Origin of the sequence: Pseudomonas sp. Leaf434 (assembly GCF_001425545.1) — a bacterium.
GTDB classification, from domain to species: domain Bacteria; phylum Pseudomonadota; class Gammaproteobacteria; order Pseudomonadales; family Pseudomonadaceae; genus Aquipseudomonas; species Aquipseudomonas siliginis.
Genome location: NZ_LMQZ01000007.1, coordinates 346,866 through 368,203, shown reverse-complemented (window position 1 = coordinate 368,203; position 21,338 = coordinate 346,866). Strand labels below are relative to the sequence as shown.

At 60.2% G+C, this 21,338-nt stretch carries 13 protein-coding genes; 5 read left to right on the top strand and 8 right to left on the bottom strand.

Going from position 1 to position 21,338, the window contains the following annotated elements; all coding sequences use genetic code 11:
- The 3 genes from waaF to ASG55_RS27445 form a co-directional block, all read right to left on the bottom strand.
- Positions 1-1,035 carry a lipopolysaccharide heptosyltransferase II gene (waaF, locus tag ASG55_RS13735; protein WP_056787465.1) on the bottom strand — a complete coding sequence of 345 codons (1,035 nt, stop codon included), beginning with the start codon at positions 1,033-1,035 and terminating at the stop codon, positions 1-3.
- A 310-nt stretch (positions 1,036-1,345) separates the two neighbouring features.
- Entirely contained in the window at positions 1,346-4,285 is a 2,940-nt protein-coding gene (gene glnE / locus ASG55_RS13730; protein WP_056787462.1) for a bifunctional [glutamate--ammonia ligase]-adenylyl-L-tyrosine phosphorylase/[glutamate--ammonia-ligase] adenylyltransferase, read from the bottom strand.
- Positions 4,282-4,407 (bottom strand): hypothetical protein, encoded by a 126-nt coding sequence (locus tag ASG55_RS27445; protein ID WP_263596264.1) that lies wholly within the window; start codon positions 4,405-4,407, stop codon positions 4,282-4,284. Before ASG55_RS27445 ends, glnE begins: the two co-directional genes overlap by 4 nt.
- A 262-nt stretch (positions 4,408-4,669) precedes the next feature.
- On the opposite strand from ASG55_RS27445, the gene aceE reads away from it, so the two are divergent.
- The 5 genes from aceE to msrA all read left to right on the top strand — a co-directional run bounded on the left by aceE (position 4,670) and on the right by msrA (position 14,771).
- Entirely contained in the window at positions 4,670-7,315 is a 2,646-nt protein-coding gene (gene aceE / locus ASG55_RS13725) for a pyruvate dehydrogenase (acetyl-transferring), homodimeric type (RefSeq protein WP_024011316.1), read from the top strand.
- Positions 7,316-7,326: 11 nt separating this feature from the next.
- Positions 7,327-9,285, top strand: coding sequence for a dihydrolipoyllysine-residue acetyltransferase (aceF, locus tag ASG55_RS13720; RefSeq protein WP_056787460.1), 1,959 nt, complete (start codon positions 7,327-7,329; stop codon positions 9,283-9,285).
- A 276-nt stretch (positions 9,286-9,561) separates the two neighbouring features.
- Entirely contained in the window at positions 9,562-10,959 is a 1,398-nt protein-coding gene (locus tag ASG55_RS13715) for an alkaline phosphatase D family protein (RefSeq protein WP_056787456.1), read from the top strand.
- Between the two features lie 254 nt (positions 10,960-11,213).
- On the top strand, positions 11,214-13,910 hold the full coding sequence (locus ASG55_RS13710) for a putative bifunctional diguanylate cyclase/phosphodiesterase (protein WP_056787453.1): 2,697 nt from the start codon (positions 11,214-11,216) through the stop codon (positions 13,908-13,910).
- Between the two features lie 195 nt (positions 13,911-14,105).
- The gene (msrA, locus tag ASG55_RS13705) at positions 14,106-14,771 is read left to right on the top strand and encodes a peptide-methionine (S)-S-oxide reductase MsrA (RefSeq protein WP_056787451.1); all 666 of its coding nucleotides are present in this window, start codon (positions 14,106-14,108) and stop codon (positions 14,769-14,771) included.
- Positions 14,772-14,898: 127 nt separating this feature from the next.
- Here the strand turns inward: msrA and ASG55_RS13700 are convergent, their stop codons facing one another.
- The 5 genes from ASG55_RS13700 to putP form a co-directional block, all read right to left on the bottom strand.
- A complete protein-coding gene (locus tag ASG55_RS13700; protein WP_016772007.1) occupies positions 14,899-15,738 on the bottom strand; it encodes a 23S rRNA (adenine(2030)-N(6))-methyltransferase RlmJ in 840 nt (279 codons plus the stop codon).
- 164 nt (positions 15,739-15,902) lie between these two features.
- The gene (locus ASG55_RS13695) at positions 15,903-16,223 is read right to left on the bottom strand and encodes a hypothetical protein (RefSeq protein WP_056787448.1); all 321 of its coding nucleotides are present in this window, start codon (positions 16,221-16,223) and stop codon (positions 15,903-15,905) included.
- A 331-nt stretch (positions 16,224-16,554) separates the two neighbouring features.
- Complete coding sequence (locus ASG55_RS13690) at positions 16,555-17,277, bottom strand: DUF4123 domain-containing protein (RefSeq protein WP_370695110.1); 723 nt, start codon at positions 17,275-17,277, stop codon at positions 16,555-16,557.
- A complete protein-coding gene (gene tssI, locus ASG55_RS13685) occupies positions 17,258-19,273 on the bottom strand; it encodes a type VI secretion system Vgr family protein (RefSeq protein ID WP_056787446.1) in 2,016 nt (671 codons plus the stop codon). The genes ASG55_RS13690 and tssI overlap by 20 nt, the downstream gene beginning before the upstream one ends.
- Before the next feature lie 347 nt (positions 19,274-19,620).
- Positions 19,621-21,105, bottom strand: a complete 1,485-nt coding sequence (gene putP, locus ASG55_RS13680) for a sodium/proline symporter PutP (RefSeq protein ID WP_056787443.1) — start codon at positions 21,103-21,105, stop codon at positions 19,621-19,623.
- Positions 21,106-21,338 lie beyond the last annotated feature (233 nt).

Here is a 21,338-nt window from a genome sequence, read left to right as displayed (position 1 = left end):
TTAATGAACCTCGACCACGGAGCCCTGCAACTTCTGCAAGGCATCGTTGACCGCTTCCGGCATCAACTGACGCAGGCAGTTGTAATGGCCGAACCGGCAAGTGCGATCGAAGCACGGGCTGCATTCGATGCCCAGGCGCACGATCTCGACCTGCTCAGCCAGCGGCGGGGTGAAGCCCGGCGAGGTCGAGCCGTATACCGCGACCAGCGGACGATTCAATGCCGCAGCTACGTGCATCAGGCCGGAGTCATTGGACACAACGGAATCGGCGCAGGACAGCAGGTCAATGGCCTCGGCCAGCGAGGTGCCGCCGCTGAGGTTGACCGATTCTTCGCGCAGGCCCGGGATCAAACGTGCGCGGATATCTTCACCGACCGCGTGATCGTTTTTCGAGCCGAACAGCCACACCTGCCAGCCTTCGCGGATGCGCGCTTCGGCGACCTTGGCGTAATGCTCGGACGGCCAGCGCTTGGATTCGCCGAACTCGGCGCCGGGGCACAGGGCCAGGACCGGGCGATCGAGGCTCAGGCCGAACTTGGCCAGTGCCGCCTCGCGGGTCACCGGGTCGATTTGCAGACTCGGGCGCGGGTACGGCTTCGGCAGTTCGGCGTTCGCTTCATAGGCCAAGGCCATGAAGCGCTCGATCATCAGCGGGTAGCGTTCTTTGTCGAGGGTACGCACGTCGTTGAGCAGGCCATAGCGGAATTCACCGCGCCAACCGGTGCGTTTCGGGATGCCGGCGAAAAACGGCACCAGCGCCGACTTCAGCGAGTTGGGCAGCAGGATCGCCTGATCGTACTGACCGCGCAGGGACTTGCCGATGCGTCGGCGTGTCGCCAGTTCCAGCGCGCCGTGGCCGAGCGGGAAGCTCAAGGCCTTGCGCACTTCGGGCATGCGCTCAAGGATCGGCCGGCTCCATTCGGGCGCCAGCACGTCGATTGCGCATTGCGGGTGGCGCTGCTTGAGACACTGAAACAGTGTCTGCGCCATCACCATGTCACCGACCCAACTGGGCCCAACGATCAGAATATTCATGTGGTTTCCAAAAACGAACCGGGGAGGCATTTACGCCTCCCCGCCTCGATAATCATTGTGGAAGCGGCGCTGCTGGCGATGGGTCATTTCCTTCAACATGACTGTCGACTGTCACTCCACTATCGCGAGCAGGCTCACTCCTACATTGTTTTGCATCTGTTCACATTACTGCGCTCAGCGCAGATCACTGTGGGAGCGAGCCTGCTCGCGAAGGGGCCGGCACGTTCAACATTGCTGTTGACTGACACTCCGCGTTCGCGAGCAGGCTCGCTCCCACCTTTTGAATCTCATTGTCTTCATTGGCGCTTTTTCAGCTTAGCCCCATCTCTTTCCAGATCCGCAAAACCTGCCGGCGTTCGTCGGCAAACTGGTCGCCCGGTATCACCCCGGCGTCCTTCTGCAAGGCCTGCCGGTGGGCGGCGGAGCGATAGGCTTTGTAGGCCTCGCGCAACAGACTGGCATCTTCTGCGGGCATCAGCCCTTCGTGTTCCAGCTCTTCCAGAATGCGGATGTTATCGGTCCAGCGCAGCAGCGGCGGATGGCTGTGCGACCACGCCAGGGCCGCGTATTGCACCATAAATTCAATATCGACGATACCTCCGGCGTCCTGCTTGAGGTCGAACGGCACGCCCGCGTCGAACGCATTCGCCGCCGTGCCGGCTGCGGTGCTGCGGGTGCCGAGGTTATCGCGCATCTTGGCGCGCATCTCGCTGACTTCCTGTTGCAGTTTGGCCAGATCCCGTGGTTTGCCCAACACCTGCGCGCGGACTTTTTCAAAAGCCTGGCCAACATCCTGACTGCCCACCAGCACGCGCGCGCGCACCAAGGCCTGATGCTCCCACGTCCAGGCTTCGTTTTCCTGATAGCGCGCGAATGCGCCGAGGGAGCTCACCAACAGCCCGGAAGCGCCGGACGGCCGCAGGCGCATATCCACTTCATACAGCTGGCCGGAATTGGTCTGCGCTGTGAGCAGATGAATGATCCGTTGCCCCAGGCGCGTGAAGAACTGCGCGCCGTCGATGGATTTCGGCCCGTCGGTTTCCGCCTGCGGATCGCCGTCATGGATGAACACCAGATCCAGATCGGAACCATGCCCCAATTCGATACCGCCGACTTTGCCATAACCGACAATGATGAAGCCGGGATCGCACAGCGTGCCGTCGGTGCGCAGCGGCGTGCCGTACTTGGCCACGGTCTGCCGCCAGGCCAGGGCCAGCACTTGTTCGAGAATCGCCTCGGCCAGCCAGGTCAGGTAATCGCTGACTTTCATCAACGGCAGACTGCCGGCGATTTCCGAGGCGGCGACGCGCAAGCGGTGCGCCAGTTTGAAATGGCGCAGGGCTTCCATTTGCTGCTCGAGGTCGTCTTCGGGAATTCGCGTCAGGCGTTCGCGCAACTCGGCCGCCAGTTCCGGCGCCAGCGGCGGCTTGAACAGCCGGCCCTCGTTAAGCAATTCGTCGAGCAGCAGCGGGAAGCGCGTGATCTGCTCGGCAATCCACGGGCTCGCCGCACACAAAGTCAGCAGGCGGCGCAGCGCGCCGGGGTTTTCCGTGAGCAAAACCAGATACGCCGAACGCCGCGCCACCGCCTCCACCAGCGGCAGCACGCGCTCGAGTACCAGATCGGGATTTTCATGCTCCACCGCTTGCGCGAGCAGTCGCGGAATAAAAGCATCGAGACGCTCGCGCCCCAGCCGCTGCATCGCGCGCAATTGCGGACTGCCACGCAAACCGGCCAGCGCTTTCAGGGCTTTGCCGGCATCGACGAAACCTCCCTCCTGCAACTGTCGGCACGCGGCCTCTTCGTCCTGTTCTTCCTCCCACAGCGGCAGCCATTCGCCACCGACCACCACTTCGCTTTCGCCGCCCTCTTCTTCGTCGGGATCGGCGATCACCTGGGCGAAATGCCAGGCTACGCGCCCGCGCCAGTACATCAGCTGTTGGTGGAACGCCGGCCAATCGGCGAAACCCAGCATGAAGGCGATCCGCGCCTGATCCTGCGCGCTGTCCGGCAGCATCTGCGTCTGACGGTCGGCAATCGCTTGAATGGCATGTTCGGTGTAACGCAGAAACTCGTAACCCTCGCGCAGTTCACTGACCACCGCCGGCGGCAGATAGCCCTGCCCTTCCAGCGTGCTCAACACCTTTAATAGAGGACGCTGTTGCAGGCTCAGATCGCGGCCCCCGTGGATCAACTGAAAGGCCTGAGCGATGAACTCGACTTCACGAATGCCGCCGGAGCCGAGCTTGATGTTGTCGGCCATGCCTTTGCGCCGCACTTCCTGCTGGATCAGCTGCTTCATGGTGCGCAGCGCTTCGATCGCCGAAAAATCCAGGTAACGGCGGTAGACGAACGGCCGCAGCATGTCGAGCAACTGCGCGCCGGCAACCTGATCGCCAGCCACCACCCGCGCCTTGATCATCGCGTAGCGTTCCCAGTCGCGGCCCTGATCCTGGTAATACTGCTCCAGCGCATTGAAGCTGAGCACCAGCGCACCAGACGATCCGTAGGGGCGCAGGCGCATGTCGACGCGGAACACGAAGCCGTCGACAGTCATCGGATCGAGGGCCTTGATCAGACGCTGGCCGAGGCGGATGAAGAATTCCTGATTATCCAGCGAGCGTTTCACGCCGACGGTTTCGCCGCCTTCGGGGTAGGCGAAGATCAGGTCGATATCGGAAGACAGATTCAGCTCGACCGCGCCGAGCTTGCCCATGCCAAGGATGACCATTTGCTGCGGCTCACCGCTGCGGCGGCCGGTAGGCCTGCCGAACTGTTCGCAATGGCGGCTGTACAACCATTGATAGGCTTGATCGATGGTGGCGTCGGCCATGTCCGATAGATCACGGCAGGTCTGCACCAGATCGGCCTGACGGGTCAGGTCGCGCCAGATGATCCGCACCTGATGCCGTGCACGCTGGCGGCGCAAGGCGCGGCCGAGTTCGTCTTCGCTCTGCGCGCTGTTCACGGCGGCGGCGATCTGCGCGCACAGTTCGCCGGGCGCGAACGCCCGATCAAGTTCGCCGGACGCCACCAGCGACAGCAACATCAAAGGGTCACGAATGCTCTGTTCAATGACAAATTCGCTGGCGGCGCTGACGCGGGCGAATTGCGCCCAGCGCTCCGGCGTCCAGTTCGACAGGCCGTGATCGTCTTCAAGGGCGGCGACGGACGTACGGAACGACTGCTCGGATCGGCTGACCAACGGCAGGAGAATGGCGGGCAGTTCGGCAAGCACGGGCAGGGTCATGGTCTATCCTTGATCGGCGTAATAAGGGCCGCTTGTAGTGAATGATGAAAACCCGCTACGTGAAGGACTGTCGAACAAAAGTTAGAAATAGCTGAAATTTCTTTTTCTTTGGCATCCAGCATCAAACTTTCACCTTATTCGGATGGAAATCGACCCGCCTTAACGATTATTCTCACAACGCAGTCGGAGGCCACAAGCCTTTCATCTGTAGTTTTACTACTCGTCTATACATTCGAAAGGCTGAAATGCCGGAAGATTTGTAGTAAAACTACACGCCGCCGGAACAACCTGTCGGCAATCCAAGAATTTTAAATCGTCTGCCCACAAGGCCAGTCGCAAACTCAGGCAACCGATTCTGGAAGCCTTTCCGCCCTGGAGCAAGCCATGCAAGACCTCGATCCCGTCGAAACCCAGGAATGGCTGGACGCCCTGGAATCGGTTCTCGACAAAGAAGGCGAAGACCGTGCTCACTATCTGATGACCCGTATGGGCGAACTCGCGACCCGCAGCGGCTCGCAGCTCCCTTACGCGATCACCACGCCTTACCGCAACACGATCCCAGTTACCCACGAAGCACGCATGCCTGGCGACCTGTTCATGGAACGCCGCATTCGCTCGCTGGTACGCTGGAACGCGATGGCCATGGTAATGCGCACGAACCTGCGAGATTCGGACCTGGGTGGTCACATCTCCAGCTTCGCTTCCAGTGCGACCCTGTATGACATCGGCTTCAACTATTTCTTCCAGGCCCCGACCGACGAACATGGCGGCGACCTGATCTACTTCCAGGGCCACACCTCGCCAGGCGTTTACGCCCGCGCATTCATGGAAGGCCGCATCACCGAAGACCAGATGAACAACTTCCGTCAGGAAGTCGATGGTCAAGGCCTGTCGTCCTATCCGCACCCTTGGCTGATGCCTGACTTCTGGCAGTTCCCGACCGTATCGATGGGTCTGGGTCCGATCCAGGCGATCTACCAGGCGCGCTTCATGAAGTACCTGGAGCATCGCGGTTTCATCCAGCCGGGCAAACAGAAAGTCTGGTGCTTCCTGGGCGACGGCGAGTGCGACGAGCCGGAATCCCTGGGCGCGATCTCCCTGGCCGGCCGCGAGAAGCTGGACAACCTGATCTTCGTCATCAACTGCAACCTGCAGCGCCTCGACGGCCCGGTTCGCGGCAACGGCAAGATCATCCAGGAACTCGAAGGCGTGTTCCGCGGCGCTCAGTGGAACGTGACCAAAGTCATCTGGGGCCGTTTCTGGGATCCGCTGCTGGCCAAAGACGTCGACGGCATCCTGCAACGCCGCATGGACGAAGTCATCGACGGCGAATACCAGAACTACAAAGCCAAAGACGGCGCGTTCGTTCGCGAGCACTTCTTCAACACGCCTGAACTCAAGGCAATGGTTGCCGATCTGTCCGACGACGAGATCTGGAAACTCAATCGTGGCGGCCACGACCCGTACAAGGTCTACGCGGCGTACCACGAAGCGGTCAACCACAAGGAACAACCGACCGTCATCCTCGCCAAGACCATCAAGGGTTATGGCACCGGTGCCGGCGAAGCGAAAAACACTGCGCACAACACCAAGAAAGTCGACGTCGACAGCCTGAAGCTGTTCCGCGACCGCTTCGACATCCCGGTCAAGGACGAGGAGCTGGAGAACCTGCCGTTCTTCAAGCCAGAGCCAAACAGCGCCGAAGCCCGCTACCTCGCCGAGCGCCGTGCCGCACTGGGCGGTTTCGTGCCACAGCGCCGCGCGCAGAGCTTCAGCGTACCGACCCCGGATCTGGACACCCTCAAAGCCATCCTCGATGGCTCGGGCGACCGTGAAATTTCCACCACCATGGCTTTCGTGCGGATCCTCGCGCAACTGGTCAAGGACAAGGAAATCGGCCCGCGCATCGTCCCGATCATCCCGGACGAAGCCCGTACCTTCGGTATGGAAGGCATGTTCCGTCAGCTGGGTATCTATTCCTCCGTCGGCCAGCTCTACGAGCCAGTCGATAAGGACCAGGTGATGTTCTACAAGGAAGACCAGAAAGGTCAGATCCTTGAAGAAGGCATCAACGAAGCAGGCGCCATGAGCTCGTTCATCGCTGCCGGTACTTCGTACTCCAGCCACAACCAGCCGATGCTGCCGTTCTACATCTTCTACTCGATGTTCGGCTTCCAGCGTATCGGCGACCTGGCCTGGGCCGCTGGCGACAGCCGTACCCGTGGCTTCCTGATCGGCGGCACCGCTGGCCGCACCACCCTGAACGGTGAAGGTCTGCAGCACGAAGACGGTCACAGCCACCTGCTGGCCGCGACCATCCCGAACTGCCGCACCTACGATCCGACCTACGGCTACGAGCTGGCGGTGATCATTCAGGACGGCATGAAGAAGATGACCGAAGAGCAACAGGACATCTTCTACTACATCACCGTGATGAACGAGTCGTACCAGCAGCCAGCCATGCCGGCCGGTGCCGAAGAAGGCATCAAGAAAGGCATGTACCTGCTCGAGGAAGACACTCGCGATGCGGCGCACCACGTTCAGCTGATGGGCTCCGGCACCATCCTGCGTGAAGTGCGTGAAGCGGCGAAGATCCTGCGTGAAGAGTTCAACATCGGCGCTGACGTCTGGAGCGTTACCAGCTTCAACGAACTGCGTCGCGACGGCCTCGCCGTAGAGCGCAGCAACCGTCTCAAGCCTGGCCAGAAGCCTAAGCTGAGCTACGTCGAAGAGTGCCTGAACGGCCGTAAAGGTCCGGTCATTGCTTCTACCGACTACATGAAGCTGTTCGCCGAGCAGATCCGTCAGTGGGTACCGTCCAAGGAATTCAAAGTCCTGGGCACCGACGGTTTCGGCCGCAGCGACAGCCGCAAGAAACTGCGTCATTTCTTCGAAGTCGACCGTCATTTCGTGGTGTTGGCAGCCCTGGAAGCACTGGCTGACCGTGGTGATATCGAACCTAAGGTTGTGGCCGAAGCCATCGCCAAGTTCGGCATCGACCCGGAAAAACGCAACCCACTGGACTGCTGAGGAGACATTTTGTGAGCGAACTCATTCGCGTACCTGACATCGGCAGCGGTGAAGGTGAAGTAATTGAACTGTTTGTGAAGGTCGGCGACCGCATCGAAGCCGACCAGAGCATCCTTACCCTGGAATCGGACAAGGCCAGCATGGAAGTGCCGGCCCCGAAAGCCGGCGTCATCAAGAGCCTGAAAGTGAAGCTGGGCGACCGTCTGAAAGAAGGCGACGAACTGCTTGAGCTGGAAGTCGAGGGCGCCGCTGAAGCGGCACCTGCGCCTGCCGCTGCTCCTGCCAAAGCCGAAGAGAAACCGGCTGCGACACCTGCTGCTGCCGCGCCTGCCGCTGCTCCTGCTGCCGCTTCGGTACAGCAAGTGCACGTGCCGGACATCGGTTCGTCGGGCAAGGCACAGATCATCGAGATCCAGGTCAAGGTCGGCGACAGCGTCGAAGCTGATCAGTCGTTGATCACCTTGGAATCCGACAAGGCCAGCATGGAAATCCCGTCGCCTGCCGCTGGCGTGGTCAAGGCCATCAGCGTCAAGCTCAACGACGAAGTCGGCACTGGCGACCTGATTCTGGATCTGGAAGTGGCGGGTGCTGCGGCCCCTGCGGCTGCCGCTCCGGCCCAGGCTGCTGCACCGGCCGCTGCCGCTGCGCCTGCTCCGGCAGCCGCGCCAGCAGCACCGGTTGCCGACAGCGTTCAGGACATCCACGTTCCGGACATCGGCTCGGCTGGCAAAGCCAAGATCATCGAAGTGTTGGTCAAGGCGGGCGATACCGTTGAAGCCGACCAGTCGCTGATCACCCTGGAATCCGACAAGGCAAGCATGGAAATCCCATCGCCTGCCGCTGGCGTGGTGGAAAGCGTTTCCATCAAGCTGGATGACGAAGTCGGTACCGGCGACCTGATCCTCAAGCTGAAAGTCAAAGGCGCGGCCCCTGCTGCTGCCCCGGCTCCAGCTGCCGCAGCTCCGAGCGCTCCGGCACCTGCCGCTGCTGCTCCGGCTGCCGCTGCACCTGCTGCCGCCGCTCCAGCCGCCGCACCGGCCAAGCCGGGCGCGAAAGTTCACGCCGGCCCTGCCGTGCGTCAACTGGCCCGTGAGTTCGGCGTCGAGCTGAGCGCCGTTGGCGCCAGCGGTCCGCACGGTCGCATCCTCAAGGAAGACGTGCAGGTTTACGTCAAGGCGATGATGCAGAAGGCCAAGGAAGCCCCGGCCGCTGCTGGCGGCGCTACCGGTGGTGCGGGCATTCCGCCGATTCCGGTGGTCGATTTCAGCCGTTTCGGCGAAATCGAAGAAGTGCCGATGACCCGCCTGATGCAGGTCGGCGCCGCCAACCTGCACCGCAGCTGGCTGAACGTGCCACACGTGACGCAATTCGACTCGGCGGACATCACCGAGCTGGAAGCTTTCCGTGTTGCGCAGAAAGCCGTGGCCGAGAAGGCTGGCGTCAAGCTGACCATCCTGCCGCTGCTGCTCAAGACCTGCGCGCACTTGCTCAAGGAGCTGCCGGACTTCAACAGTTCGCTGGCGCCAAGCGGCAAGGCGATCATCCGCAAGAAATACGTGAACATCGGCTTCGCCGTCGACACTCCGGATGGCCTGCTGGTGCCGGTGATCAAGAACGTCGACCAGAAGAGCCTGCTGCAATTGGCAGCCGAAGCGGCTTCGCTGGCTGAAAAAGCGCGCACCAAGAAGCTGTCCTCGGACGAGATGCAGGGTGCCTGCTTCACCATTTCCAGCCTCGGTCATATTGGCGGCACCGGCTTCACGCCGATCGTCAACGCGCCGGAAGTGGCGATCCTCGGTGTTTCCAAGGCAACCATCCAGCCAGTCTGGGACGGCAAAGCCTTCCAGCCGAAGCTGATGCTGCCACTGTCGCTGTCCTACGATCACCGCGTGATCAACGGCGCTGCAGCGGCACGCTTCACTCAGCGTCTGGGCAGTCTGTTGGGCGACATCCGCACCATCCTGCTGTAACTCAAACGGCCCTCCGGCGACGGAGGGCCGCTTGCTGCACCCTTTCGAGCGCCACACGCTCGTACCTCAACCCCGTCAATTGACGGGGCTTTTTTTGCCTGAAATAAACCGGATCGCGCCTCTTTCCTACAACCTGCGCTGACATCGGCCACAGGTCTGGTCCACTTAACGCCAATATTTTCCGCCGCCGGCCAACTAACCTCTGCTCAGGAAAGTTGCTTCAACGCGCTCCGCTTATTTAATTCTTGTTTAGTAAAATCTCGAACGGAATCGATCATGTTCAAACCGACTATCGGCCCCATCGTGGGCCACACCACAACTAACCAAGTGCGCATTTTCATGCGCGGCGAACAACAGGACAAAAAACGTGTATTTGCCGGAGTTCGCGCTCGCAAGGCCGGCACGGAAAAATGGTCGAACAGCGTATTTGCACTTTTGAACCCGGCCAATGACATGTCGGGTGTACTGGTATTGCAGGATCTCGAAGCTGATTGTGAATACGAATATCAAGCCGGCTGGTTAAGCCCGATGAATCCGGTGCATACCATCGACACGGTCATTGAGTTTCCATTGCAATGGCCGCGACAGCTCTACCGCTTTCGCACCCGCACCGCGAAAGCCAGCCAGCCTCGGGGGTTTGTCGTCGGTTCGTGCCGTTATCTGCGGATTACCGCTGGCGTCGCTTCCTTGCCGCAACTGGGCGACCGCATCTTTGGCTCGATCAATCGACTGGTCGAGAACAGTCATCTACCCGTCAGCGCGGTGATCATGACCGGAGATCAAGTGTATGTAGATGATTTGAATGTCATTGCTCCGGATCGCGAAGCCAAAGACATCCTGAAGAAATATCGAACGGCATTTTCGCAACCGAATATTCAGCGACTGATGTCCAATACATCGACTTACATGATGCTCGACGATCATGAAATAGAAGATAACTGGCCTGCCAATGCCACCGCAGCGGACGAGGACTTATATCGCAACGCCATGGCCGCTTATGAACTTTATCAAGCCAGCCACAGCCCGGTTTATGCATGTAATGAGAAGGGTCAGATAGACCGGGATACGTTGAAGCATTACTGGTATCAGTTTGGCGACAGCGATATCGCCTGGTTCGTCACCGACAGCCGCACCCGACGCAACTTGTCGAAGGATGACCGGCGCATTCTCGACATCGAGCAAGAACAGGCCCTGCTGCGATGGCTGATCCATAGCCCGGCGCGAGTGAAGTTCGTGATGACCAGCGTGATGTTCTATCCCGATCGCAAGTTCAACGGTGACGATGCCTGGAAAGCATTTCCCGAACAGCGTCTGCGCCTGCTGGAAACCATCCGCACTCACCGGATCAAGAACGTGGTGTTCGTCTCCGGCGACGTTCATGGCTCTCTGACAAGTCGCCTGTCTCACAGCGAGGACGCCGATTTCGAAGTGCACACCATCGTGTCCTCGCCGCTGCACAACAGCAAATTGCTGCCGTATGCCAAGGCCTCGACGTTTATCCTCGATCAACCGCTGGTGCGCACGGCGGCAGGGGATTATCGGCACGAGCTGACCAGTGCAGTGGTGAGCCAAGACAATTTTGCGCATGTGGTCGTTGAGGCTGATCAGATATTGGTCAATTACCATGACCGCGATGGCAAGAAGTTGCAGTCGATCAGTATGAAATTGTGTTGAAACACCCAAAGATCGCAGCCTTCGGCAGCTTCTACACAAGGCGCATTACCCTGTTGGGGCTGCGTGAAGCTGCGATCTTGTGCTCATTTCAGTTGTGCACTGGAGAAATGTTCACTGCAGCCGACATATTCTTATAGCACTTGGCCTTCATCTCTCTTGTCAGTCGGTGCCGCAATGATGCAACCTTGCCGCAGCCAACAGACAAGAGGGCGAGAGCCCGGCGCATTCAGCATATTTCCAAGCGAGTTTCCTTCATGAAGAGCCAGCCCGATGCCGCCAGCCGTATGGCGGCCGAGGTAGTGACGCAGTTGCCTGTGCCCTCGCGGCTCGGCATGCTGCGTTTCGAGCGCTTGAATGAAGCGAGTTGGGCAATGCTGTTCCTCGATCCCAACTGCGAACGCCAGTTTGGCCAGCCGGCCGTCGAGCTCTGCGCACTGGTCGGCTCGCCTTACGCCAGCCTGATGGAGCCCGAGGCGCGCTATCAACTGCACGATGCGATCCAGCAGCAACTGAGCAAAAGCGCACATTACGTCGTGCGCTACACCCTGCACACCGCCGCCGGCGCGTTGAACATCCTCGAGCTGGGTGAAGCCTACAAACAGCACAACCGGCATTTGCTGCGCGGCTACCTGCTGGCGGTCGACGAGGTGTTCGACGAAACCCAGGCGCTGCCTTCGGTGGATCTGGAAACCCAGAACTCGCGCCTGCAAATCGCCCTTGAGCTGAACCAGCGTGCCCAGCAGGAACAACTGCAGCATCTGGAGCGCGTGCGTGCCCAGCAGGATCTGATTCTGCTGCTCGCACGCCAGCGCTACAGCACGCACAACTCGCTGCAGGAAGCCGCTGAACTGATCACCCGCTGCGCCTGCGATATCTACGAGATCGACTGCGCCAGCCTGTGGAACCTCGAAGGCCAGCGCTTGCTGCCGATCTCCGCTTACCATCGCGCGACCCAGGAATACATCCTGCCGGAGCCGATCGATATCAGCGGCTTCCCCGACTACATGGAAGCCCTGCACAGCAGCCGCGCCATCGATGCCCATAACGCCATGCACGACCCGCGTACCCGCGAGATGGCCGAGGCGATGCGTCCGCGTGACGTCAACGCCATGCTCGATGCCAGCATTCGCGTCGACGGCCAGGTAGTCGGCGTGTTGTGCCTGGAACAGACCGGCGTCACCCGCGCCTGGCAGTCCGACGAAATCGCCTTTGCCGGCGAACTGGCCGACCAGTTCGCACAAGTGATCAACAACCATAACCGACGCACTGCCACCAGCGCCCTGCACCTGTTTCAGCGCGCGGTCGAGCAAAGCGCCAACGCCTTCTTGCTGGTCAACTGCGACGGCGTGGTCGAGTACGTCAACCCGAGCTTCACCGCGATCACCCAGTACACAACCGAGGAGGTCCACGGTCAGCGCTTGTCGGAATTGCCGGCGCTGGAAAATCTCAGCGAACTGCTGTTCGACGCACCTTCGGCGCTGGCCCAGAGCAACAGCTGGCAGGGCGAATTCAAGAGCCGACGCAAGAACCTCGAACCGTACTGGGGCCAGCTGTCGATCTCCAAGGTCTATGGCGATAACCGTGAGCTGACGCATTACATCGGCATCTACGAAGACATCACCCAGACCAAATTGGCCCAGCAACGCATCGAGCGCCTGGCCTACACCGACAACCTGACCAACCTCGGCAACCGTCCGGCATTCATCCGCAATCTCGATGAGCGCTTCGCCCGCGACAGCGATACGCCGATCAGCCTGTTGCTGGTGGACATCGACAACTTCAAGCGGATCAACGACAGCCTCGGCCACCAGACCGGCGACAAACTGTTGATAAGTCTCGCCCGGCGCCTGCGCAACAGCCTCAGCCCGAGTGGCAGTCTGGCGCGTTTTGCCAGTAACGAGTTCGCCGTGTTGCTCGACGACACCGATCTTGAAGCCGGGCAGCAGATCGCCAGTCAATTGCTGATGACCCTCGACAAGCCGATGTTCGTCGACAACCAGCTGATCAGCGTCACCGGCTCCGTGGGCCTGGCCTGCGCGCCACTGCACGGGCGCGATCCGCAAACCCTGATGCGCAACGCCGGTCTGGCACTGCACAAGGCCAAGGCCAACGGCAAACACCAGTTGCAGGTGTTCACTGAGGCGCTGAACGCCGAGGCCAGTTACAAACTGTTCGTCGAGAACAACCTGCGCCGCGCCCTGACGCAGAACGAGCTGGACGTGTTCTACCAGCCGAAACTGTGCCTGCGCAGCGGTCGTCTGCTGGGGATGGAAGCGCTGTTGCGCTGGAACCACCCGGAGCGCGGCATGATTCGCCCGGATCAGTTCATCAGCGTCGCCGAGGAAACCGGCCTGATCATTCCGATCGGCAAGTGGATCGCCCGTCAGGCCTGCCGCATGAGCAAATCCCTGACCGCTGCCGGCCTGGGCAACCTGCAAGTGGCAATCAATCTGTCACCGAAACAGTTCTCCGATCCGGATCTGGTCGCCTCGATCGCCAACATCCTCAGGGAAGAAGCGCTGCCGGCCAATCTGCTCGAACTCGAGCTGACCGAAGGCCTGCTGCTGGAAGCCACCGAAGACACGCATTTGCAACTCGACCAGCTCAAGCGCCTGGGCCTGACCCTGGCCATGGATGACTTCGGCACCGGGTACTCGTCGCTGAGCTATCTGAAGAAATTCCCGATCGACATCATCAAGATCGATCGCAGCTTCATCCACGAAATCCCCGACAACCAGGACGATATGGAAATCACCTCGGCGGTGATCGCCATGGCCCACAACCTGAAACTCAAGGTTGTGGCTGAAGGCATCGAAACCGCCGAGCAACTGGCCTTCCTGCGGCGGCATCGTTGCGACGTCGGCCAGGGTTATCTGTTCGACCGGCCGATTCCGGGTGATGAGCTGATCAAAGCGCTCAAGCGCTATCCGCGTGGGCCGCTGTGCCTCTAAAGCCTGCCTCTATGAAGATCCCTTGTGGGAGCGAGCCTGCTCGCGAAGGCGATAAAACCGTCGACATCTTCGTCGCCTGACACCCCGCTTTCGCGAGCAGGCTCGCTCCCACAGTTTTGATAGTGCGAATTCCGGCATCATTCGGCACACTGGCGGTCTGACCTTTTACCTCCAACCTGACTGAGAGGAACGCTCATGGTTCTGCGCTCGGAAATTCTGGTGAACAAAAACGTGCTTCCAACCAAAGAACAAGCCCTGCCCGGCCGCGAAACCGCGATGACCCTGCCGGAAAAACACTTTGTCTTCGAAGACACCCCGCTGCTCGGTCCATTCTTTCAGGACGTCGACTTTGCGATTTTCGGTCTGGGCTGCTTCTGGGGCGCGGAACGACGTTTCTGGCAGCGCGAAGGTGTGGTCAGCACCGTGGTCGGTTACGCCGGCGGCTTCACGCCGAACCCGACGTACGAAGAAGTCTGCTCGGGCCTGACCGGCCACGCCGAAGTGGTCTTGGTGGTGTATGACAAGGCCCAAGTCAGTTACGAGGAACTGCTGGCGATGTTCTGGGAACTGCACAACCCGACTCAGGGTATGCGTCAGGGCAACGACATCGGCACTCAGTACCGCTCAGTGATCTACGCCACCTCGCCTGAGCATCTGGACGCGGCGCTGAAGAGCAAGGCTGTGTATCAGGCGGAACTGTCGAAGGCGGGTCTGGGCGAAATCAGCACCGAGATCGAACAGGCGCCGACCGTGTACTTCGCCGAGACGTATCACCAGCAATATCTGGCGAAGAACCCTGAGGGTTATTGCGGGATTGGGGGCACCGGCGTGTGCATGCCTGCGAGCCTGGCGGGCAACTAACCCCACCGACCGATCGTTCCCACGCTCTGCGTGGGAATGCCTCAATGGACGCTCTGCGTCCGCTGTTGGGACGCGGAGCGTCCCGGGCTGCATTCCCACGCGGAGCGTGGGAACGATAAGTCAGTGATCAGCTCTCGGCAATCAACCAATCCATCTGCCAGCCACCTTGGGTCTGCCCCAGCTTCTTCGACAACCACGGCAGCAGCTCACGCAATTCTTCTTCCAGCCCCCACGGCGGATTGGCGATCGCCAGCCCGGAACCGTTCAGGCTGTTCGGCGTGTCCAGTGGATGCACCAGCAGCTCCACACGCAGCAACTTCGGCGCACCCGTGCCCGCCAGGTCTTGGTAGAAACGCCGCAATGCACGCTGATCCTTCACCGGATACCAGATCGCTGCCACGGTCTGGCGCATGCGGCCGATGGCTTCTTTCATCGACGCCGCGCAGCGCTGCATCTCGTCCAGTTGCTCGAACGGCGGATCGATCAGCATCACCGCGCGCTTCTCCTGCACCGGCAACATCGCCCGCGCCACGTGCCAGCCCTCGCCCAGATGCACTTTTACCCGACGATCGCCGGCCATGTTGTCCTTGAGCAACACGCCATCTTCGGGATGCTTCTCGTTGAGCATCACCCGATCCTGCGGCCGCGTCAGACGCCGTGCCAGCTCCGGCGAACCCGGGTAATAGCGCAACTGGCCATCCGGGTTCATCTCGTGCAGCACCTTCATATAGTCGGCAGTCAGCGCCGGCAGGTCCGGCTGATCCCACAACCGCGCAATGCCTTCCAGATACTCGCCGGTGCGATTGGCCTGATCGCCCTGCAAGTCATACAGACCGATGCCGGCGTGCGTGTCGAGATAGGCAAACGGCTGCTCCTTGCGCGACATCAGAGCGATGAGGCGGGTCAAGGTCAGGTGTTTGAACACATCGGCGTGATTGCCGGCATGGAAGGCGTGACGATAATTCATGGCTGCTCCTGCGAGGGCCGCAAAGTTTACCTTTTACCGGGCGGCAAGTCAGGGGTTCGCAGCCGAGCGGGCCTCAACATCAAAAGATCGCAGCCTTCGGCAGCTCCTACACGGGATACGCGTTCACTCTGTACGAGCTGCCGAAGGCTGCGATCTTCTGATCTTCAGGCGGGCATGCTGCGCAAGCGTCTGCCGATGACATCGAGCACATCACAGCCATCGCGCAATGGGATGGCGCACAGCAGGGCGAAGTCGCTGAGGATCACGGAGTCGCATTCGATCGAGCCGCGCATGCACATGTTTTCCAGGACCTGGACCACGGCGCGGATGCGATGGTTGGCGGCGTCCATGAGGATGTCGAGGGGCACGTGGGTGTCGACGAACAGGCTGGGCATGTCACTGCAATTGCCGGTGAGGGCCATGAAGCGGTTGTCGGGGTGAGGAGTGATTTTTTCGTAGGGTGAATCAGTATGCATATTGGTCATTTTCCGGGTCCCATGATTGATAAACGTGAGCCGCCATCACACCTTCCTACGGGTTAGGGTGGCAGCTGTGCGCGGGAGTAGGAACCGAGCAATCATGGACCTCGGCCACGCCGAAGCGTGCCCCACGCACAGCCGCCGCGAACGATCTTACGGACTTGAACCAAGTGCCGCAAAAAGCCAACGAACTGTAACGTCATGAATGCGGGAATCCTTCATCCTGCCAACGCTCTCGCGGCGACAACGAAAAGACTATCCCTGCAACCCACCGCGCACCAGTTCATGAAAGCCGCCGCGATTCGAAGGAAACGTCCGAAGCGTTTGCCCCGAAATTTCACTCTGCCTCTGCCAGCAAAAACTCCAGAAGGGACGATCGTGACGAATCTTCCGACATCGATAATTTGAAAAACTGCCCGACCTTGCAGCGCAAAACAGCCTCGGGAAACGCCTCGAACACGGCCGGTTGCTCCTCGCTCAGCCATTGCAAAGCATTGGCGATGCGTACGCTTGCATCTGTCTGCGCCAAGAGCGATTGCGGCACGCTCCACCACGGAAAGACCCGCCCCGAAACCAGCGCACGGCCCGCGATTTCGATGGCTTGGCCATTGATCAAGGCTCGTGAAACGACTGGCAGCAATTGCGCGGAATTGACCTCCTCAGAGTGCAAAAGAGGCAGCAGAAACCGACCATCCCAAAAGCGGAAAAACACGGTTTTACCGTCCGGCATCAGCACTTGAGTGAGGCTGCGGAAATGTTCGACCAGCACGTCAAGATCCGCCGAAGACACCGCCAACCATCCCCAATCCCGGGATTCTGTTTCCGCCACCCAACGTAAAAACTCACTGTCTGCAGCGACAATTCCCACGTAGGGCATCACCGCGTCCCACTCGGCATAAATGGTTTCGGCCCAGACCGGATTCGCCGTGCCCTGCCAGGCTTTGAAGGCATCGGCGTCGCTGGCGCGGCTGAAAATGGCGAACAGTTGTTCCGACGCATGCAGCGGCTGCCGCGCCAGCCATTGTTCGGGCGTCAATTCCTCACGCTGCACAAACACCATCCTTACAACGCTCACACTCCTCGCAGAATGGCGCATCACCTTTGAGACTCATGATCTGTGCGGCGGTGAGAATCGCCGCCGGCGCAGCGGCCAGTTTCTCCGGCAATCCCGGCACCACCGGCGCAGCGCTGGTCGCCGCCATCGGCGCGCCGCCCACAACAATTGGCACGCTGCTGAAAATTCCGCCGGGACCAATGTTGATCCACTGTCCCCCGGCCTGAATCGTCGCGCTCGCGCCGCCATCAATGACCACTTGCTGGCCTGCGCTGATATGGATCTGCGCCGAGGCGCTGGTGGCCTGGCTGTTCACCCGCACCTGCCGGTCGCCGAGCACGGACAAATGGTCATCCTGCCTGACTTCGGTCTGGCGCTGGCCGTAGGTGATGCGTTGCTCGTCGGCCTTGAGTTCATGGCGGGCGATGCCGGTGACCACCACACTGCGCTGGTTGTCGACCTGCAACTGCTGGTCGTTGAGCACATGCTGGGTCCAGTTGCGCTGGGCACGCAGGTAGATTTCCTCGGCGCCTTTTTTGTCCTCGATGCGCAGTTCGTTATAACCACCACCGCCAGGGCTGCTCTGGCTGCGGAAGATACTGCGGGTCTTGTCTGCCGGCAGATCCAGCGGCACCGGGGTCGCCGCATTCGGCAGGCAACCCATGACCAGCGGCTTGTCGGCATCGCCATCAATGAAGCCGACCAAAACTTCCATGCCGACGCGCGGAATCAATACGCTGCCGTAGTGATCGTGAGCCCAGCCGGTCGCAACGCGCAGCCAGCAACTGGAGTGCTCGCTCAATTCGCCATCGCGGTCCCAAGCCAGTTGCACTTTGACCCGGCCGTATTCATCGCAATGGATCTCAAGGTCTTTCGGGCCGGTGACCACGGCAGGTTGGTAGCCCGACATGCGCGGTTTTTCCGGGCACAGCGCCGGACGAAAGACCACGTCCCACGGCGTGGCGACGAAAGTATTGCGGTAGCCCTGGAAGGATTCGCCATCGCTGGTCACCGATTCCTCAAGCACCTGCGGCTGACGGCCGCGATGCTCGACACAGGTGAGCAACCACAGATCATTCCAGTCGCTGCGCGGATGCCCGGTGAGTTGCAGGAAATGTCCGCAGACCAGCGAGGATTCGTCGCTGGTGCCTTCGGCTTGACGGTAATCGGCGACATGACGTTCAAGCGCGCGGCGCGTCAGGCCTTTGCCGGTTTCGCGATCGTTGAATTGACCGGGAAAGTGATAGTCCTCCAGCACCGGACGCTGCTCGCCGTCGCTGCGACTTTCCAGCGACAGGCGTGGTTTTTCGAAATTGTAGTCGCGCCGGGTGACGACGCTGGTGCGGGTTTCCACACGCACATTGAAACGCTGAATCGCCGGCGCGCCCGCCGACATGCCGCTGCCCGGCAGATACAGCGTCGGCTCGGGCAGCTTGGGGAACACGGTCTGGTCGTCGCCGAATACCAGCAAATGGCCTTCGGGGCTGTGTTGAAAGTGGTAATGAATGCCGACTTCGGCACACAGACGCTGGATGAAGGCCAGATCGCTTTCGGCGTATTGCACGCAGTATTCGCGCTCCGGGTATTCGCTGCCCAGGCGAAATTCAAAGGCATCGCGCAGGATCGAATGGTCCTTGAGGATCTGCGTGACAATTTGCGGCACGTTCTGATGCTGAAAAATCCGCTGGTTGATGCGATGCCCCAGATACGTCAGACGCGGGACAAGGCTGAGGTGATAGCGTGTCAGACGTTTCCCGGAATCGCCCTGCCCGACCTGATAAATCTGACCATGAATACCGCAACCCTGAGCATCGAAACTCAGAAACGCCTGACCATGCAGCAGGCTTTCCAGATCCAGGTCCGGCCGCTCGCTGACCAGTTCCAGCTCGAAGCGAAAGGGTTGGCTGATGGCTTCCCTGCCCGTGAACTCAAGGACCTTGAGGTCATGCTGGGCGCCTTCGAGGGTCAACGTGAAACGCGGTTGATTGGCAGGCGCGAACATCCGATGTCTCTCTGCAGTGTGAGGGCGGGCGATTCTGCATGAGGGGCAAGGGGTGATGAGCAGGTGACGGGAAATTCAGATTTGCCCTACGTGGTTTGCTGAAAGGACCTTTAGAAATTAGCACTTTGACTACAGACATTCCTTCAAGCCGGTCAGTGTCCCTGTGGGAGCTGGCTTGCCAGCGATGAGGTCGGCACATTCAACTTATCGCTGACTGACACACCGTCATCGCTGGCAAGCCAGCTCCCACAGGGTTCTCCAGTGTTGTTGAAGAATCACAGGCAACAAAAAACGGCCCGCCTCCGGTAGGAAACGAGCCGTTTTCATGTGAGCCGAAGCTCAGTCCATCACTTGTTCAAATGGAAATCTTTTTCCGCTGCCTCGAAGCGCTCAACCATGCCGCGAGTCGGTTCACCCGCCTTGCTGACAAAGTAGATGGCCAGGCTGGCGAAGATGAAGCCAGGAATGATTTCGTACAGACCCAGCAGTTCGAAGTGCTTCCAGACCACCACGGTGATCGCGCCGACCAGAATGCCGGCCAGTGCGCCGTTGCGGGTCATGTCTTTCCAGACGACCGAGATCAGCACCACCGGTCCGAACGCAGCACCGAAACCGGCCCAGGCGTAGGACACCAGACCCAGTACACGGTTTTCCGGGTTGGCAGCCAATGCGATCGCGATCAGGGCTACCAGCAGCACCATGGCACGACCGACCCAGACCAGCTCAAGCTGGGAGGCCGACTTGCGCAGGAAGGTCTTGTAGAAGTCTTCGGTCAGGGCGCTCGAGCACACCAGCAACTGGCAGCTCAGGGTGCTCATTACCGCAGCCAGAATGGCCGACAGCAGCACACCGGCAACCCATGGGTTGAAGAGGATTTTCGCCAGTTCGATGAACACGCGCTCCGGGTTCTCGGTGACCGGACCGGCCACTTCCGGGTGCGCCGAGAAGTAAGCGATACCGAAGAAGCCCACCGCCACGGTGCCGCCCAGGCACAGGATCATCCAGGCCATGGAAATGCGACGCGCCTTGGCGATCGACTTCACCGAATCCGCCGCCATGAAACGCGCGAGGATGTGCGGCTGGCCGAAGTAGCCCAGACCCCAACCCATCAGCGAGATGATGCCAATGAAGGTGGTGCCTTTGAGCATGTCGAAGTTGCTCGGATCCTGCGCTTCGATGGCCAGGAACGTGGTGTCGACGCCGCCGGTGGCCAGCAGGACGATGATCGGCGTAAGGATCAGCGCGAAGATCATCAGGGTCGCTTGTACGGTGTCGGTCCAGCTCACCGCGAGAAAACCGCCGACGAAGGTGTAAGCAATGGTCGCCGCAGCACCGGCCCACAGCGCCGTCTCGTAGGACATGCCAAAGGTGCTTTCGAACAGACGCGCACCGGCGACGATGCCGGAAGCGCAGTAGATGGTGAAGAACACCAGAATCACCACCGCCGAGATAATCCGCAGCAAGCCGCTTTTATCTTCGAAACGGCTGGAGAAGTAGTCCGGCAGAGTCAGTGCATCGCCGTTGTGCTCGGTCTGCACCCGCAGACGGCCGGCGACGAACAGCCAGTTCAGGTAGGCACCGACGATCAGGCCGATGGCGATCCAGCTTTCGGACAGACCGGACATGTAGATGGCGCCCGGCAGGCCCATCAGCAACCAGCCGCTCATGTCGGAGGCACCGGCAGACAGCGCGGTGACGACGCTGCCGAGGCTGCGACCGCCGAGAATATAGTCAGAAAGGTTGTTGGTGGAGCGATAGGCCATGAAGCCGATCAGCACCATTGCTGCGATGTAGATCACGAACGTGATCAGGGTTGGATTGCTTACGCTCATTGAGTTACGCCCTGGCTTTGTTTTTATGTAGCGGCGGTGGTGAACCGCTCGCAAACGACGACGTTTGGCAGACGATCCGGGATCCCGCGCATTTAAGACTGATGTTTCCCCAGGAAAGCCATCAGCCGGTACACCGGGTTATTCCCGGTTGCACCTTGGCGGCGAATGCTATGCAACAAAGCAAATAAGGTGCAACCAGTTTCGCGAGAATTAGTTGCACCCAGTCGAATTAA

Coding starts and splice junctions, on each gene's coding strand:
- ASG55_RS13690 (WP_370695110.1), bottom strand. CDS start 17,277: ATGGTGTTTGTGCAGCGTGAGGAATTGACGCCCGAACAATGGCTGGCG.
- aceE (WP_024011316.1), top strand. CDS start 4,670: ATGCAAGACCTCGATCCCGTCGAAACCCAGGAATGGCTGGACGCCCTG.
- ASG55_RS13710 (WP_056787453.1), top strand. CDS start 11,214: ATGAAGAGCCAGCCCGATGCCGCCAGCCGTATGGCGGCCGAGGTAGTG.
- ASG55_RS13700 (WP_016772007.1), bottom strand. CDS start 15,738: ATGAATTATCGTCACGCCTTCCATGCCGGCAATCACGCCGATGTGTTC.
- waaF (WP_056787465.1), bottom strand. CDS start 1,035: ATGAATATTCTGATCGTTGGGCCCAGTTGGGTCGGTGACATGGTGATG.
- putP (WP_056787443.1), bottom strand. CDS start 21,105: ATGAGCGTAAGCAATCCAACCCTGATCACGTTCGTGATCTACATCGCA.
- msrA (WP_056787451.1), top strand. CDS start 14,106: ATGGTTCTGCGCTCGGAAATTCTGGTGAACAAAAACGTGCTTCCAACC.
- ASG55_RS13715 (WP_056787456.1), top strand. CDS start 9,562: ATGTTCAAACCGACTATCGGCCCCATCGTGGGCCACACCACAACTAAC.
- tssI (WP_056787446.1), bottom strand. CDS start 19,273: ATGTTCGCGCCTGCCAATCAACCGCGTTTCACGTTGACCCTCGAAGGC.
- ASG55_RS27445 (WP_263596264.1), bottom strand. CDS start 4,407: ATGCTGGATGCCAAAGAAAAAGAAATTTCAGCTATTTCTAACTTTTGT.
- glnE (WP_056787462.1), bottom strand. CDS start 4,285: ATGACCCTGCCCGTGCTTGCCGAACTGCCCGCCATTCTCCTGCCGTTG.
- ASG55_RS13695 (WP_056787448.1), bottom strand. CDS start 16,223: ATGACCAATATGCATACTGATTCACCCTACGAAAAAATCACTCCTCAC.